Source organism: Hyunsoonleella rubra (assembly GCF_042684665.1).
In the GTDB taxonomy this organism is placed as follows: domain Bacteria; phylum Bacteroidota; class Bacteroidia; order Flavobacteriales; family Flavobacteriaceae; genus Jejuia; species Jejuia rubra.
The window spans coordinates 389,995-403,993 of sequence record NZ_JBHULY010000005.1 but is presented as its reverse complement, the minus strand read 5'-3'; the positions used below and the strand labels follow the sequence as shown (position 1 = coordinate 403,993).

General features: G+C 39.8%; 14 protein-coding genes and 1 tRNA gene. 2 read left to right on the top strand and 13 right to left on the bottom strand.

Features of this window, described 5'->3' with window-relative positions:
• The 3 genes from ACFSR8_RS02670 to ACFSR8_RS02660 form a co-directional block, all read right to left on the bottom strand.
• Entirely contained in the window at positions 1 to 1,590 is a 1,590-nt protein-coding gene (locus ACFSR8_RS02670) for a S41 family peptidase (RefSeq protein ID WP_380288757.1), read from the bottom strand.
• Positions 1,590 to 2,021 carry a deoxycytidylate deaminase gene (locus ACFSR8_RS02665; RefSeq protein ID WP_380288755.1) on the bottom strand — a complete coding sequence of 144 codons (432 nt, stop codon included), beginning with the start codon at positions 2,019 to 2,021 and terminating at the stop codon, positions 1,590 to 1,592. Before ACFSR8_RS02665 ends, ACFSR8_RS02670 begins: the two co-directional genes overlap by 1 nt.
• Positions 2,022 to 2,214: 193 nt before the next feature.
• Positions 2,215 to 2,802, bottom strand: a complete 588-nt coding sequence (locus ACFSR8_RS02660; RefSeq protein WP_380288753.1) for a HupE/UreJ family protein — start codon at positions 2,800 to 2,802, stop codon at positions 2,215 to 2,217.
• Between the two features lie 100 nt (positions 2,803 to 2,902).
• Between ACFSR8_RS02660 and ACFSR8_RS02655 the strand changes: the two genes are divergently transcribed.
• The gene (locus tag ACFSR8_RS02655; RefSeq protein ID WP_380288751.1) at positions 2,903 to 3,421 is read left to right on the top strand and encodes a hypothetical protein; all 519 of its coding nucleotides are present in this window, start codon (positions 2,903 to 2,905) and stop codon (positions 3,419 to 3,421) included.
• Positions 3,422 to 3,477: 56 nt separating this feature from the next.
• Here ACFSR8_RS02655 and ACFSR8_RS02650 read toward each other — a convergent pair whose 3' ends face one another.
• The 4 genes from ACFSR8_RS02650 to ACFSR8_RS02635 all read right to left on the bottom strand — a co-directional run bounded on the left by ACFSR8_RS02650 (position 3,478) and on the right by ACFSR8_RS02635 (position 7,673).
• Positions 3,478 to 3,855, bottom strand: a complete 378-nt coding sequence (locus ACFSR8_RS02650) for an endonuclease domain-containing protein (protein ID WP_380288749.1) — start codon at positions 3,853 to 3,855, stop codon at positions 3,478 to 3,480.
• Positions 3,856 to 3,954: 99 nt separating this feature from the next.
• Positions 3,955 to 4,668 (bottom strand): hypothetical protein, encoded by a 714-nt coding sequence (locus ACFSR8_RS02645; protein WP_380288747.1) that lies wholly within the window; start codon positions 4,666 to 4,668, stop codon positions 3,955 to 3,957.
• Positions 4,669 to 4,798: 130 nt separating this feature from the next.
• Positions 4,799 to 5,356 (bottom strand): hypothetical protein, encoded by a 558-nt coding sequence (locus ACFSR8_RS02640; protein WP_380288745.1) that lies wholly within the window; start codon positions 5,354 to 5,356, stop codon positions 4,799 to 4,801.
• Between the two features lie 25 nt (positions 5,357 to 5,381).
• Positions 5,382 to 7,673 carry a M28 family peptidase gene (locus ACFSR8_RS02635; protein WP_380288743.1) on the bottom strand — a complete coding sequence of 764 codons (2,292 nt, stop codon included), beginning with the start codon at positions 7,671 to 7,673 and terminating at the stop codon, positions 5,382 to 5,384.
• A gap of 124 nt (positions 7,674 to 7,797) precedes the next feature.
• On the opposite strand from ACFSR8_RS02635, the gene ACFSR8_RS02630 reads away from it, so the two are divergent.
• Positions 7,798 to 8,265 carry a CBS domain-containing protein gene (locus ACFSR8_RS02630; protein ID WP_186560654.1) on the top strand — a complete coding sequence of 156 codons (468 nt, stop codon included), beginning with the start codon at positions 7,798 to 7,800 and terminating at the stop codon, positions 8,263 to 8,265.
• Positions 8,266 to 8,267: 2 nt separating this feature from the next.
• On the opposite strand, the gene ACFSR8_RS02625 is transcribed toward ACFSR8_RS02630, so the two are convergent.
• The 6 genes from ACFSR8_RS02625 to ACFSR8_RS02600 form a co-directional block, all read right to left on the bottom strand.
• Positions 8,268 to 8,960, bottom strand: coding sequence for a hypothetical protein (locus ACFSR8_RS02625; protein ID WP_380288741.1), 693 nt, complete (start codon positions 8,958 to 8,960; stop codon positions 8,268 to 8,270).
• A gap of 58 nt (positions 8,961 to 9,018) precedes the next feature.
• Positions 9,019 to 9,369, bottom strand: a complete 351-nt coding sequence (locus tag ACFSR8_RS02620) for a hypothetical protein (protein WP_186560658.1) — start codon at positions 9,367 to 9,369, stop codon at positions 9,019 to 9,021.
• A gap of 17 nt (positions 9,370 to 9,386) precedes the next feature.
• Entirely contained in the window at positions 9,387 to 9,896 is a 510-nt protein-coding gene (locus ACFSR8_RS02615; protein ID WP_380288739.1) for a DinB family protein, read from the bottom strand.
• Between the two features lie 324 nt (positions 9,897 to 10,220).
• A tRNA-Asp gene (locus tag ACFSR8_RS02610) sits at positions 10,221 to 10,294 on the bottom strand.
• A gap of 148 nt (positions 10,295 to 10,442) precedes the next feature.
• Complete coding sequence (locus tag ACFSR8_RS02605) at positions 10,443 to 11,372, bottom strand: DUF58 domain-containing protein (RefSeq protein ID WP_380289377.1); 930 nt, start codon at positions 11,370 to 11,372, stop codon at positions 10,443 to 10,445.
• On the bottom strand, positions 11,372 to 13,939 hold the full coding sequence (locus ACFSR8_RS02600; RefSeq protein WP_380288737.1) for a M1 family metallopeptidase: 2,568 nt from the start codon (positions 13,937 to 13,939) through the stop codon (positions 11,372 to 11,374). The genes ACFSR8_RS02605 and ACFSR8_RS02600 overlap by 1 nt, the downstream gene beginning before the upstream one ends.
• Between the last annotated feature and the right edge of the window lie 60 nt (positions 13,940 to 13,999).

Genomic DNA, 13,999 nt, shown 5'->3' with positions numbered 1-13,999 from the left:
TCACTCAGCCCGACTCAACCGTATCACCTCCTCAATCATAATATCCCGCTGATTGATGACTTCGTCAAAAGCACCGTCCCCAAATAACTGGTCGGCCAAAGTGGCTTTGATGTATTGTTTCACTTCATCATGATAGGCCACAAATGTAATTTTTGAATCGGCTCTGACATTTAGATAATCCTGAAACTCAAGCACCATATCATCACCGACCTCATAATTATCGATAAAATCCTGACGGGAATAACCTTCAAAAACAGATCGATCCCGTTCCAAAGTTTCGAAAACAAAATAACCGATAAAGCCTCTGCGCTGCAGGAAAGTCAAGGTTTCGTTTTGCATGGATTTATCCACTGGCACAAACACATCTGGAATAATGCCACCACCACCGTAAACAGTTTTGCCCTCAGGCGTGGTAAATTTTAGGGAGTCGGCCACTTCTATCTTAGTACCATCGGACAGCTCTCCTGTTTCCAAGCGTTTGTAATAATCCTCATAGTAGGCTCTATTGCCTTTATCATACGGACGTTGAATGGAACGGCCGGTTGGGGTATAATATCTTGAAACTGTTAATCGTACCGCACTGCCATCGCCCAAATCCATTTCCCGTTGCACCAATCCTTTTCCGTAGGAACGTCGGCCCACAATTGTACCCTTGTCGTTATCTTGCAAGGCCCCAGCCACAATCTCGCTGGCCGAAGCCGAATTTTCATCAATGAGTACAAAAACGTTGGCATCCTCAAAATCACCCTCTTTAGTAGCAAAGCTCTTTTCAATATCGCCTCGCTTGTTTTTAGTGAATAAAATCAATTTGTCATCTTCCAAAAACTCATCCACAATCTGCTCTGCAATACCCAAAAAACCCCCTGGATTTTCACGTAAGTCTATAGCAATTTGTGTTGCTCCCAAACCCTCAAGCTTATCCAGTCCTTTTTTGAACTCTTTATAGGTCGTTTCCGCAAAGCGGTTCACCTTAATATAACCCAAATCGTCCGTCAGCATATAAGCCGCATCCACACTTTTTATTGGAATATTATCGCGACGCACCCTAAAATCAATATAGCGGTCTTCGTCCTTTCGGTATACCTTCAAATCCACATACGAATATTGACTGCCCTTTATTTTCTTTAAGATATCATTATCACTGATGTTATCGCCATACAAGGTATCACTATCCACCATCACAATCCTATCCCCACCTTTGATACCTGCTTTGGCGCTCGGCCCACCTTCAATAGCGCGTATTACGGTAATCGTGTCCTTATACGTATAAAAACTGATGCCGATACCTATAAAATCGCCTTTCATATTCTCTGCCACCCGTGCCATATCCTCCTTGGGAATGTACACCGAATGCGGGTCCAGATTATCCAAAATACCGTTAACGGTAACGTCCACAATGCTATCCGTGTTCACCTCATCCACATAGTCGTAGTCTATATAGTCAATCAATCGATTCAACTTATCCTTCTTGCTGTTTGAAGAAAAAAGCCTGTCGGGGGAATCCCGAAAACTCAATTTACCACCCACAAAAATCCCTATGCCAATGGCAATGCCCAACAATAATGGTAAATATTTTTTCTGTAAATGCATTATGTACTTAAATCTTCAACAAACTGTACCTTTACTCCAGCACGTTCTAAAAACTTTAATCCCGAATCATCCTTATAGGCCTTTGAGTACACTACTCTTACAATGCCCGCCTGATGAATCAATTTACTACATTCCCTGCAAGGCGAAAGCGTAACGTAAAGCGTGGCGCCCTTACAGGATTGTGTAGATGCCGCCACCTTCAAAATGGCATTCGCCTCGGCATGGAGGACGTACCACTTGGTATACCCTTCCTCATCTTCACAATAATTCTCAAACCCAGTAGGCGTGCCATTATAGCCATCCGAGATAATCATCCTATCCTTCACAATAATCGCTCCAACTTGTTTCCGCTTGCAATACGATAATTTACCCCATTCCTGCGCCATCCGCAAATACGCCTTGTCGTACTTTAATTGTTTGTTTTCTTGCATTATATCAAATATAGGCCCCACCTAACCTCCCCAAAGGGGAGGAACCAACACATTACGCAATATTGCGTGATGCTCCCCTCCCCTTCGGGGAGGTCGGGAGGGGCTTTTTACGAAAATACTCGCTTCATATTTCAAATACAATCCCTTAGGCGTTAAAGTTTTTACAAATGTTGAGCTACATATATCGCTTCGTTTAGAAAATATCGCTGTTCAACAACATCGGGATGGTCAGTCCAATAACAATAGACGACACCACCATAATCCAATCCCGTTTCGAAAATCTAAAAATCGTCTGTACCAAATAGCCCAAAAACAGCACAATAAATACAATGATGATTTGAGCCACTTCAATCCCAAGGGCAAACTCTAAAAGCAATAACCACTTATGATCCCAATCCCCGAAAACCATACGGAACTCCCGCGCAAAGCCCAACCCGTGGACCAATCCAAAAAACAAAGTGGACAAAAACACAACGCCAACCTTTTCTTTTTGCGCACTTTTTCCGGCTGTAAACACATTGAATACCGCCACCGCCATAATAGTTACAGGAATCAAAAATTCCACCAACGTAGCACTGACCGAAACCACACTAAAGGCCGCTAAAATGAGCGACAAGGTATGGCCCAAGGTAAACACAGACACCAATAAAAGCACCCGCTTCCAGTCCTTAAACATGTAAGGAATCGTGAGTACCATTAAAAATAAAACGTGATCGTAGGCGTTAATGTCCAGAACGTGGCTCATACCGTACTCGACATTTGAAAGAAAATCGTCAAACATTTTAATTAGATTTTAGGGTTGGTCAAATATACGACTTATTAAAACGCCACAAAAAGCAAACTATTACGCTATATTTGTAATCACATTGAAAGCACTCCAAATGAGTTTAAAAACATTGCGCATTTTTGGCATAGTTATACTGCTGTTATCCTGCAAAAACAGCACACAAAACGATGCCGAAAAAACAACACATACCAACAACAGCGAATTGACCAAAGACGATATCGCCAACCTAAAATATCTTGAGTTTACCTTAGACCCTCAGGCCGAAAGTATTGCCGAACCTTGGGACGCCTATTCTAGGCTGAGGGAAGCTGTTGAAGGGGTAAAAAACGCCGATTTTTCATTTTTTAATGCTGAGGAAAAAGCCTCAGAGGAACTCATCAAAGACTTAAAAGCTACGGTTCCCGACACTTTAAATACCCCATCGGTTTTATCCAGAATTTTGGTCATGCAAACCATGCTCCAGAAAATGCAGGAAACCTCAGGGCTTTCCACCACCACAAAAGCAGAGCTTTCGCAAGCCGTTAGGGATGTGCTAGTCGCCTATTCCAACCTTAACTTCCAGCTGAACAAAAAATTGGAAAAAGACAAACAAAACATTCAACGTCCGATTTAAAAAAGGACAAACAAAACCACAGTTTTAAACGGAACACATTCCCCTCCTCGGAGGGGTTAGGGGTGGGTTTTCAATTCACCAATTACGTTTCCAATGTCTTCAAGCACCCAACCCAAATTATTTCTCACATCCAAATCACTAAACCTGATCACTTTTACCCCTAGCGATTCCAACCGCTTTTGCCTGATGGCATCTTTTTCCTGATGCCCCTCTTCAAAATGAATTGCCCCGTCAATTTCAATCACCAGTTGCAAATCTTTACAATAAAAATCAACAATACATCTATCAATAGGAATTTGCCTGCTAAACCTTACTCCCATTTTTTTGCCTTTGATTTCACGCCAAAGTGTAATTTCACCAAAAGTCATATTGTTGCGTAGTGCTTTGGCAATTGGCACTAAATCGGGATTATATGGGATAATTTTTCTTTTCATTGTTTTGACCCACCCCTTACCCCTCCCAGGAGGGGAAACAGTGAGGAAAAAATAAAAAAAGCGTTCCTAAGAACGCTTTACAAATTTTATTTCTATTTACTATTGCTTAGGCTCTGCAGCTTGCGCCTGCATCGCTTGCTTTTGTCTTAGCAGTTGGTTTTTGGTTAACTGCACCATGTTGAAATTTGGAGCATTTTTTAATGTCGAATCCAAAATATCCATGGCCGCATCCAAATTATTTTTTCGGTCTTTTTGATAGACTTGCAGTGCATTCAAATACATAAAGGCACTTTTTAAATCTACTTGGTAAGGCTGCTGTTGTTCGTAAAATGTCCATTTCATATCGGGCTTGGCATTGGCTAATCCATAATTTATATGTGTTAAGGCAGCATCAACGTTTTGTAATTGTAAATTAAGCTCTGCAAGTTCGTAAGCTAGTGGGGCACTTGGCTGCCTCTTAAACATTTCATCAAAGTGCTCCAATGCACGTTGTGGTTGCTTCACTGCTTTAAGTGACATCGCTTTTACTTCAACCGCAATATCAGAGTCGTCAATTTTTTTGTCAATCCCAATGGTATTTAGGGCTTGCACATACTGCCCTTCAGTCATATAAATATAGGCCAAGGTATCCTTTCTGGCTTCCGAAGGCGCCAAAACATTTAAATGGGTCATCGCATTGATTACCCCTTGCACATCACCCTGCAAGCGCATTTGTTTGGCGTAAGCCTCAAAGTGTTTTACCAGTGCCTCGTTGTTCTGTGCTCCCATCTGTAGTGTCCCCATTAACACCGCCAAAACCATTAATCTTCTCATCGTCTGTTTAGTTTAAAAATATAACGCCCAAAACTATAAAAAAATACCAGTTTTTCTCTTAAAAGTTTATTAATTGTTGGGCAGATACTACTTTGCTATTGAAACATAAACCTGAGGGCCAGGAAAAACACTATATTTTAAACCATTCGGTAGTCTGAGGTGGAGGAGGCGGGGGTGGTACAAGTCCGTATTCATCGGCCCATTTCTTTCTTTGGAATTTTGAGTTATTGTAACTATCGATAAATGATTGCCACCACCTTTTTAAATTAGAATTTTGATTTAAAATCCTTCTATGATGTATCGTTGCCTCATTATTACTTTCCACATATTCGATCATTAATTCAATAACGAATCTGTAGTCGTTCAATCCCCAATCAGACTCAGTTTTAATCCACCGAGAGCTATAAATGGTAAATATGTACTTTTTGGAATCTGGGTCATAATATATATCTGAACTTATTCCATATGAACTATTTTTAGACTTTCTTCCTTTAATTGACGCCAGGAGGGATTCTAAATTTTTAGTTTGCCCAAATTCCTTTTTAAGTTGAAATATATTGTTTTCTTCAATCATGGCCTTAATCTTTTCTCCTTTGGAATAACATACACCTATAACTCTAGGATTTATTTCCTGACTAAAACCAGATGATAAAACTAAGAAAGCAAGAAAGGAAAAAAATATTTTCATCTTATATAGCTTAACCACTTAGTTGCTACTCAACAACAACTTCCTTCTTCACAATCACCGCATCATTCAAGACAAATGGCTTGGGTATCATATGCGAATGACGCGCTGGGATATCAAACAAATCGTTATCCATCAAATCATAAGAAGCTTCATAAATTGTAAACTTCGGGTCTTGATCTTTTGCAATTTTGAATTCCATTTCCAGTGGTTTGTCGTCCGAGACGTAATAGGTAAACATACGCTGGGAAGATCGATTGTTGTATTTGAATTTATGATCCTCTTCGATTTGCAATCCATTAATTTTAAAGGATTTAAATTCATAAGCAGTATCTGCAAATACTTCGATACGATGCACTCTCCGTTGTGGGGTAATACAAACTTCCACCGTTTTGAAGTCCCTGGGAAGCGTATCATTGGTAACTACTTCAACGATGGGCTTTGGCACATTTATAACTTCTGCTTGTTTTATATGCGCCAATGAGGTGCTGTATTTGCTGACAAACACGTTATCTCCTTCAGCTTCCGAAGTTTTACCATCAAAAAAGTGGGCTGTCCAATCGTCCAATAGCGTGTCGTAAGTACCCCAACTGGCAGTTTTAGAATCAGCATCCAACATATAAATTAAGCTGTTGGGCTTTGGTCGCTCCCGATTAAAATCCGATTTAAAATGTGCGCTCACTAAAAAGCAGAACGCCAAAAAGAAGAACAGATAGCTCCATCGCTTTTTGTGTCGAAATACGGCAAAAACGGAAATCAACAGGCCAAACACCAATGCTATCAATGCCGTGGAGGCTACCAACATTCTTAACCCCAGGCCCACGGGAAACATCTGAATCAATGGGGCATATATCATTATAGCTGGAAACGCCAAAAACGTCATGGTTAGCAAACTCGGTTTTTTTCGCTTTAACAACACCAACAAACTTAGCAGACCAAAATACAATGGCACAATGAAAAAACTAGCTCCATCCAGTTTAAAGGCTACTCCTGCACAAATCAGCAACCAAAAAAACAATGGCGCCACCATCAAACTGGCTCCGTTTTCAGGCTTGTACACTTTACTGTAAACCAACAGGCAAATGGCTAAGGATATGCAGACAAATGCAGAAATATAAGCATGCCCGTTATAAGTAAAACCTTGGAGCATTTCGCCATATTCCGGGTAGAAAACCATCAGCAATTTCCATCCGTAAATGCCAACAACGGTACAGCCAATCAACGCTCCCAAAAATGCCAAAAATCCTTTTCCAACAGCCTTTATTTCAATTCTTCGTCGTTTGAAACCATAAAACAACAATAACACAAAGGCAAAAACCCCAAAAATCAACATAGGTAAAATCCAAGAAAACGGATAGGTTACCATTCCGAAAACGGGTACATTAAAGTACACCAAATCATCAATACTTTTAAGCTTACCCAAATCGGCTTCGCTAAAATAATCGAGTAACGGCATCAAATAACTGCCTTGGTGCTCCAAGGATTCCCTGTCCAAACGTTCGTAAGTGTCCAACGCCGTATGGTAATCAAAATGGTCGTCGATAAAGGCAAAATTCAGCCCTTCAATATCGCCATCGCTCCTCATATACGTGAGGTCAGTATCATTGGGCAACATTTTATAAATGCTATAAAACAATGAACTCCCGAATGGAAATTCTACATCCGCCTCCGCGAAAGCGCGAATTACATTCGCATTGCCCTTATTCGTTTCGATCAACATAATGCTGGACCCGCCACTGCCTCGCGCCTCAAAATTCACTGCCAACCCAACATTTTTGGCCCAAGGATGTTGATTTACAAACAAATCCGCACCGTTGAGCCCCAACTCCTCAGCATCCGAAATCAGGACTAAAATGTCATTTTTTGGTGTTTTGTTTTTTGCTAAAAATGCGCGCAAACCTTCCAAAATGGTTACCACCCCCGAGCCGGCATCACTGGCACCGTAAGAGGAGTGCGGTTCGCTATCGTAATGCGTCATTAGCAATAAAGCTTTGCCGTCACCACTTCCTTTCAGTTTTCCCAAAACATTAATGGGTTTTGAAAATTCACCATTCTTATCAATCGCATAGCCTTCTTGTGTTTCAATTTCAAGGCCCAATTTCCCCAATTCGTCTAAAATATAATGGCGTACACTAGCATGCCCATCACTTCCTAAAAAATGTTTTTCCTTCGAAATTTCCTTAAGATGCACCAAAGCCCTTTGGGTAGAAAATTGGTCATCTGGGGCATCAATAGTGGAAATATTATTAGGCAAAATGGCCGAAAAACTCCAATAAATGGCGACGATAATCAACAATATGGCAGTACCTTTTTTAATCATAATTTAGAAATAGCAGTTTGTAAATATAAAAGTACGCAATTTAAGGTTGTGGTGCTTCTGCTAAAACATACTTTAGGAATACTGATTTTTTTTGCCTACATTTAGTTTATTAAACATCAAGATTATGGCAATTAAAAGTTTTCAAGGGGCGAGAAGACAACAGAACAATGCTGGCAATGATATCCCCTTAAAAGTAAGTGACTACATGACAAGGGATTTGATAACATTTACCCCTGACCAAACTATAGAGGAGGTAATGCAGACCCTAATTACCAACCGCATTTCGGGTGGACCAGTAGTAAACGATAAGTACGAGCTCATCGGAATCATATCCGAAGGCGACTGTATTAAGGAGATTAGCGAAAGCAGGTATTACAACATGCCGATGCACGACAAAACTATTGAACGGTTTGTAACGCCCAATGTGGACACCATTGACGGGAATATGAATATTTTTGATGCGGCAAATGAGTTTTTAAAGGCAAAACACCGCCGTTTCCCCATTGTGGAAAATGGTAAATTAGTGGGCCAAATTAGCCAAAAGGACGTATTAAAGGCGGCAATGAAATTGAAAGGCCAGACTTGGAAGTAAACCTATAAACGGCTTCGGCGTTCTAGTTTTGCGGACGGCAGATCCGTAATGATCAATTTTTGTTTATCGGTGCTTTCTAAAGTTGCAATTTTGGAATAATTGTAGCCTGAAATAGTTGCGTCCACTGCTTTCCATTTGGCAATACCGCCTACGGTAACGGTTTCGCCGACTTCAAGAATACGTTCGGTATAGCGCAGGGTTTTATTGAACCCGAAAAAGTTTTCGCTGGCTACGTCAAATTGTTGCAACAGTGCATCGAACTCTGGTGTGGGGTCATTTAAAAACCCGGACGATACCTTTTTGTCGTCAACAAAATAGCTCATAAAATTCTTTGGAAATTTAACCGGTTTCACCATTACCACCTCGCCGTTTTGCTCCACAAAAAAATCCTGAATGTCCTGTTTTTCGACTAATGTTTTCCAATAGGAGTTTTTCCCGGAACTCTTTTTCTGTTGAATTTTAAATTCAAAGGCCACACATTTTCGTCTACTGAAAGGTGCCACAAATGGTTCGTGCACATGTAGCACCTTGCCGGTTAATTTTGTTGGCTCGTTGGTTCTAAATTGTAAAATAGATTTGGCCTTGAACTTGGACAATTGCCTTAAAACGGTTTGTTTTTTATTGAAATAATAGGAAAGAATACCAACGGCAATAATGATTGCTATAATTATAAAAGGGATAAGGAATTCTTCCATTTTTAGAAGTGGATGGCTACTATATAAGTAGCGATTTGAACCAAATCGTTACAGCATTTCAACTTTTTCGTTTTACAAGGGCATAATAATCCCCTTCAATTGGCAAATACCCCTGATCATAAACAAAATAATAAATTTTACCAGCTTTGGTGGTATAAATACTTGTGAAATAATTGAAATCGAAACCTGCTTCAATGAGCGTTGCCCGGGATCTGGTTACCTTTCCATCAGGGTTTAGGGATTCCAATATCCGGTGGTTTTTACGCAGGCGGTTATTGGTGTTTCTTATCAGATTTTTACTATCCTTGTTAACCCGATTGTTATAAGCATTTCTGCACCCGTCGCTACAGAATTTTTTATCGATGCGCCCAACGATTTTATCGCCACACTCTAAACATTGTTTTTCCATAAGTTATCAAAGTGTATTTACCAGTTACCGGCATAGTTCAAGTCTATATCAGAAGATGATTTTAAAAGTTCAAATTTATATCTAAGGATTTGTCGGATATGCAAATAGTCATGCGCCAACCAATTCCTGAGGAATAATTCAGCAGACAATTCGCCTAATTGCGGATGACGTAATGCCCGGCTCCAATCCGCATCGGTTTGCTGTTTAAGACATCGCACGGATGCATCGCGTTCATTCAAAAACAATTTTAGCGTGTTATCATAATCTTTTGAACTATAGTTTCGTGTTTTCACCCATCCTTCGGGGTCTATTGGCACCAATTCCTTTTCAGGGTTTTCTAAAGCGCGTATCACTCTTGTCCGGAAATCATAAATTTCCTCATCCAAAAGATGGCAAACAATTTCCAAAAGGCACCATTTTTCAGGTTTTGGCCGCCATAAATACTGGGGTTCGGGAATTTCTTTCAGAAGATTTTTGAAAACATTTTTGTTGTTTTCGAGTTGGATTATGATTTTTCGGATTGCCATTTTAAAACTATTGACCCGACAATTTATAAAAATATAAACATTTTGGTATCATTCCCTAGCAAAAAGAAGTTGTCTATTTTGATTCCTGTTTATTTATAAGTAGATGCTATAGTACATTTCGGCATTACAATGGAGAAAATGGAAAAACATGGGATTGGGAATATGAAGTAGATTTTAATAAATAAATTCGTATACTATCAAAACAAAAAAGCTTCACAATTTTCTCTAAAGAAAAAAGGAAAGCTTCTCATTGGATCGCCCGTTATTATTGGGCTTTCACTACATCACATCTTTCGATGCGAACAACACAACTTTTTTAAGTTGCGGTCTGGACGGGACTCGAACCCGCGACCCCCTGCGTGACAGGCAGATATTCTAACCAACTGAACTACCAGACCGTTGCGTTATTGCGGATGCAAATATACACGCCTTTTTTTATAAGTCAAATCTTTTTTAAAGTTTTTTGAGTGTTTTTTAGTTGTACTACACTTTGTGCGTTTGAGCAGGAGTTCCTCCCTACTTGGGGAGGTTAGGAGGGGCTGTTATTTATCCAAATTTTTGACGTTCCACCATATATGTGGTCAAAATAGAATTAAAATCGGTATTGATGTCCGCTTCAACATATTTGATTTTGTATTGCATGCATTTTAAGCGTAAAGCTTCAAAATAATCCTTTACAGATTTCATGTAATTTTCCTTAATGGTATCCGCGTAAAGGTTTATATATTCACCTGTTTCCACATCAATAAACCGTTTTGGATTATTGTCAAAATCAAACTGTTGTTCTTTTTCCTTATCGAACACATGGAATAAAATCACCTCATGTTTGTTGTATTTTAAATGACGAAGGGCTTCGAAAAGCTTTACCCCATCTTCTGCCGTTTGAAACATATCCGTAAATAGAAATATCATCGAACGCCTATGGATTTTTTCGGCAATTTCGTGTAGATATTTATAGGTTTCGGTGACTTTGTTCAATGGTTTAGAAATCACAGCCTCACTTAAATGGTTCAATAGCATTTGATGGTGACGCTCGCTCCCTTTTTCAGGCGCATAATAATCGTAAGCATCGCTGTAAATACTTAGACCAACTGCATCTCGCTGACGCTTTAAAATCTGCATTAAAGATGCCGTAGCCAACACTGAGAATCCAATCTTATTTAGACTCTTAATCGAAAAATCCTCCATTTTTGGATAATGCATGGAACTACTATTATCCAAAATGATATGGCAACGCAAATTGGTTTCGTCGTCGTATCGCTTCGTATAAAGCTTATCTGTTTTGGCGAATAGTTTCCAATCGATATGGCGGGTGCTTTCGCCACGATTATAAATCTTATGTTCGGCAAATTCGGCAGAAAACCCATGAAACGGACTTTTGTGCATCCCTGCAATAAAACCCTCTACCACTTGCTTTGCTAACAGTTCCAAGTTTTTAAAACCTTCAGCTTTATTTAATTCGTCTTGTAAATCCATCATCTATTTTCCCTTATGCGTTTTGCCCGATATAGCTTGTCCGAAGCTTGCAATAATTTGTTTTTGAGCACTTCAGGAAAATTTGGGTTTTCCTTTAAAAAAGTTTCTAAAATGACATAAGCTTCCTCAGAACTATAACTTCCTATTGTAGCCGACAACCAGCCTTTTGGAAAGAAGATATCCCCTGTTAGCTGTATTTCTTCTGTCAATTCCAAACATTGCTTCAAATAGTTGATCGACGTTTTTTGTCGCAACGGATGGTGCAAATTATACAACCCAGATAGCACCCAACTTTCTTTCTCCCGATTTTCAGCTTTCACCAATGAAGCCATAAACCCATCCCGAATACTTTCATCACTGGACACCGATGGCAACAAAAATTCGGCACGTTCCTTCCTATCAGGATTTGAAATATTTTCGATGGCAGTTTTCAAAATACTATCCGCTTTCTCATGTTCAAATAGGGCCAGGGTAAATGCTAATCCTGTATAATCATTCTCATTCAGTTTAAGGTTGGGCACCTCTATTTTCTTAGCCCAAATATCATGCAATACTTGGATTCCTTTTTCTGAATAACCCATTCCCTCAAATAAATAGAACAACGTTTTTTTTATATTTTTCGTGTCTTCGGATTTCAAAAGTCTTCTTCTCACCCTATTTTCAATCCGGGGAAACTCACCTACACGTTCCTTTTCAGACAAATAGTTCCAAAAAACAGAAGACGCATAGCCACTAACACTGCCCAATATCAATTCCTCCTTTTCATGAGAAACCCCTTCCAAAAGGATATTTAGGGCGTCTGTGGGCCTCACATTGCCAGCGAGTACATTTTCATATAAATTAATATAGGCATAGCCCCTAGCGGCCTTATCTTTTATTTTAGGGATTACCCCTAAGTTTTGCGCATCAATAGGAAATACACCATAACCGAAGGCATCATAATTATAGATAATGGACTGCGGTTTTGGCAAGCCCAATAAAGCCTCTATGTTTTGACGCCTCTCTTTTAAATGCACGGGAACCACCTTTACGCTGTCCTCATAAACCAGACCGACACTGAAGCTTTGTGGCCAAATATTGTCGCTCCCATCCTCAGCCTTTTGATTAATTTGTGCAAATTTGATAATGCCGTCCTCATATATAATACTATCAGAAATAATCGGCCTTCCAGATTCATACACCCAAACTTTGCTCCAAGCTTTTACATCTTCGTCGCTTACCTCATCCAAAATAGACACTAAATCACTCCAATCCGCACTGGCATTGGCAAAGGTCTTAATGTAGTTTTGCATTCCTTTCCTGAAAGCTACCTCTCCCACCAGCGCCTCCAACTGGCGCATCATAATAGGTGCTTTATTATAAATAATGCGCCCATATATTGTCCCGGCGTTTTTCAAGTTCCCCAAATGCTGTTTGATCGGGGTGGCACCTTGGGTTCTATCCTCACTGTAGGCACTGGAATAATGCTCGCGCATAAAATTGAGTTGATGATCAACTTCAGGAAATGTCTCGCTAGTGATTTTGTCCGCCATAAAATTGGCAAATACCTCCTTCAACCATACATCATCAAACCAATCCATGGTAACTAGGTTGCCAAACCACATGTGGGCTGTTTCGTGGGCTATTAATTTCGCTCGATTAAGTTCTTGACTTTTTGTAGCATTCTCATCCAAAAACAAAGTGGACTCTCTGTATTGAATGGCACCCGTATGCTCCATGCCTCCATATTGAAATCCGGGGATGGTTGCAAAATCCATTTTCTGAAAGGGAAATGGATACTGCGTGTAATCTTCCAAAAACTGTTTGGCCCCATAATGCAAAGCGAAAATTTCATCTGTGCTTGCAGTGATTTTATCCTCGTCCGTTTCCCGATACAGCATGGCCATTTCAAAGCCGTCGAATTCCTGTTTCGTTTTATTGAAATCCCCGGCCACAAATGAGAATAGATAGGTGCTCATTAAGTCCGATGGTTTAAAGACGTATCTTATATCTTCACCTTTTTCTTCTTGGGTTTCCAATGGCGCACCACACAATACCTGCCACTTTTTTGGAGCGGTTATGTCTAAAACATATCGGGCTTTAATATTGGGCTGGTCAAAACAAGGAAATAATGTACTGGCCCTATCCGGCACCAAAAGTGTATAGAGGTATTCAGTATTTCTATTCAAAGAAAGTTCGCCTGCATCAAAACTAACATCAACTATATTTTTCCCAATGGTCAAGTGCATTGGATCAACGATTAGATGTTCTTTTTTGTGAAGAACAGGGATGTCATTGCCATTGACATTTACTCCCTTCAAATGGTCACTTTCTTCATTAAAATCAAGATATAATGGATGTGTCAGGTCATGAATCTGAAGTTCCAATTTCAATTCTGACGGAATCGGCTCAGATTTTTCCAATGGAATCTCAAGCCTCAAATGATAAACTACATCCGACACCTGCCCCTTTCTATATTGAGCCATTTCCAGAGGAATACCAACATCCAAAAGCGATGCTTTTTCCTGTTCATTCTTACAGGAAAACAGCAACAATACACCCAAAATAAAAATGAAGGGTTTGGACATAAAATTCGTCTTTAAAAATCAAAAGTATCACTGTGAGCACGCCCTAATCCTTTTGGAACG

What these genes read in the sequence shown, in the direction of transcription:
- ACFSR8_RS02640 (WP_380288745.1), bottom strand. Translation starts at nt 5,356, where the DNA reads ATGAAAATATTTTTTTCCTTTCTTGCTTTCTTAGTTTTATCATCTGGT.
- ACFSR8_RS02630 (WP_186560654.1), top strand. Translation starts at nt 7,798, where the DNA reads ATGGCAATTAAAAGTTTTCAAGGGGCGAGAAGACAACAGAACAATGCT.
- ACFSR8_RS02665 (WP_380288755.1), bottom strand. Translation starts at nt 2,021, where the DNA reads ATGCAAGAAAACAAACAATTAAAGTACGACAAGGCGTATTTGCGGATG.
- ACFSR8_RS02620 (WP_186560658.1), bottom strand. Translation starts at nt 9,369, where the DNA reads ATGGAAAAACAATGTTTAGAGTGTGGCGATAAAATCGTTGGGCGCATC.
- ACFSR8_RS02655 (WP_380288751.1), top strand. Translation starts at nt 2,903, where the DNA reads ATGAGTTTAAAAACATTGCGCATTTTTGGCATAGTTATACTGCTGTTA.
- ACFSR8_RS02670 (WP_380288757.1), bottom strand. Translation starts at nt 1,590, where the DNA reads ATGCATTTACAGAAAAAATATTTACCATTATTGTTGGGCATTGCCATT.
- ACFSR8_RS02600 (WP_380288737.1), bottom strand. Translation starts at nt 13,939, where the DNA reads ATGTCCAAACCCTTCATTTTTATTTTGGGTGTATTGTTGCTGTTTTCC.
- ACFSR8_RS02625 (WP_380288741.1), bottom strand. Translation starts at nt 8,960, where the DNA reads ATGGAAGAATTCCTTATCCCTTTTATAATTATAGCAATCATTATTGCC.
- ACFSR8_RS02650 (WP_380288749.1), bottom strand. Translation starts at nt 3,855, where the DNA reads ATGAAAAGAAAAATTATCCCATATAATCCCGATTTAGTGCCAATTGCC.
- ACFSR8_RS02615 (WP_380288739.1), bottom strand. Translation starts at nt 9,896, where the DNA reads ATGGCAATCCGAAAAATCATAATCCAACTCGAAAACAACAAAAATGTT.
- ACFSR8_RS02635 (WP_380288743.1), bottom strand. Translation starts at nt 7,673, where the DNA reads ATGATTAAAAAAGGTACTGCCATATTGTTGATTATCGTCGCCATTTAT.
- ACFSR8_RS02660 (WP_380288753.1), bottom strand. Translation starts at nt 2,802, where the DNA reads ATGTTTGACGATTTTCTTTCAAATGTCGAGTACGGTATGAGCCACGTT.
- ACFSR8_RS02645 (WP_380288747.1), bottom strand. Translation starts at nt 4,668, where the DNA reads ATGAGAAGATTAATGGTTTTGGCGGTGTTAATGGGGACACTACAGATG.
- ACFSR8_RS02605 (WP_380289377.1), bottom strand. Translation starts at nt 11,372, where the DNA reads ATGGATTTACAAGACGAATTAAATAAAGCTGAAGGTTTTAAAAACTTG.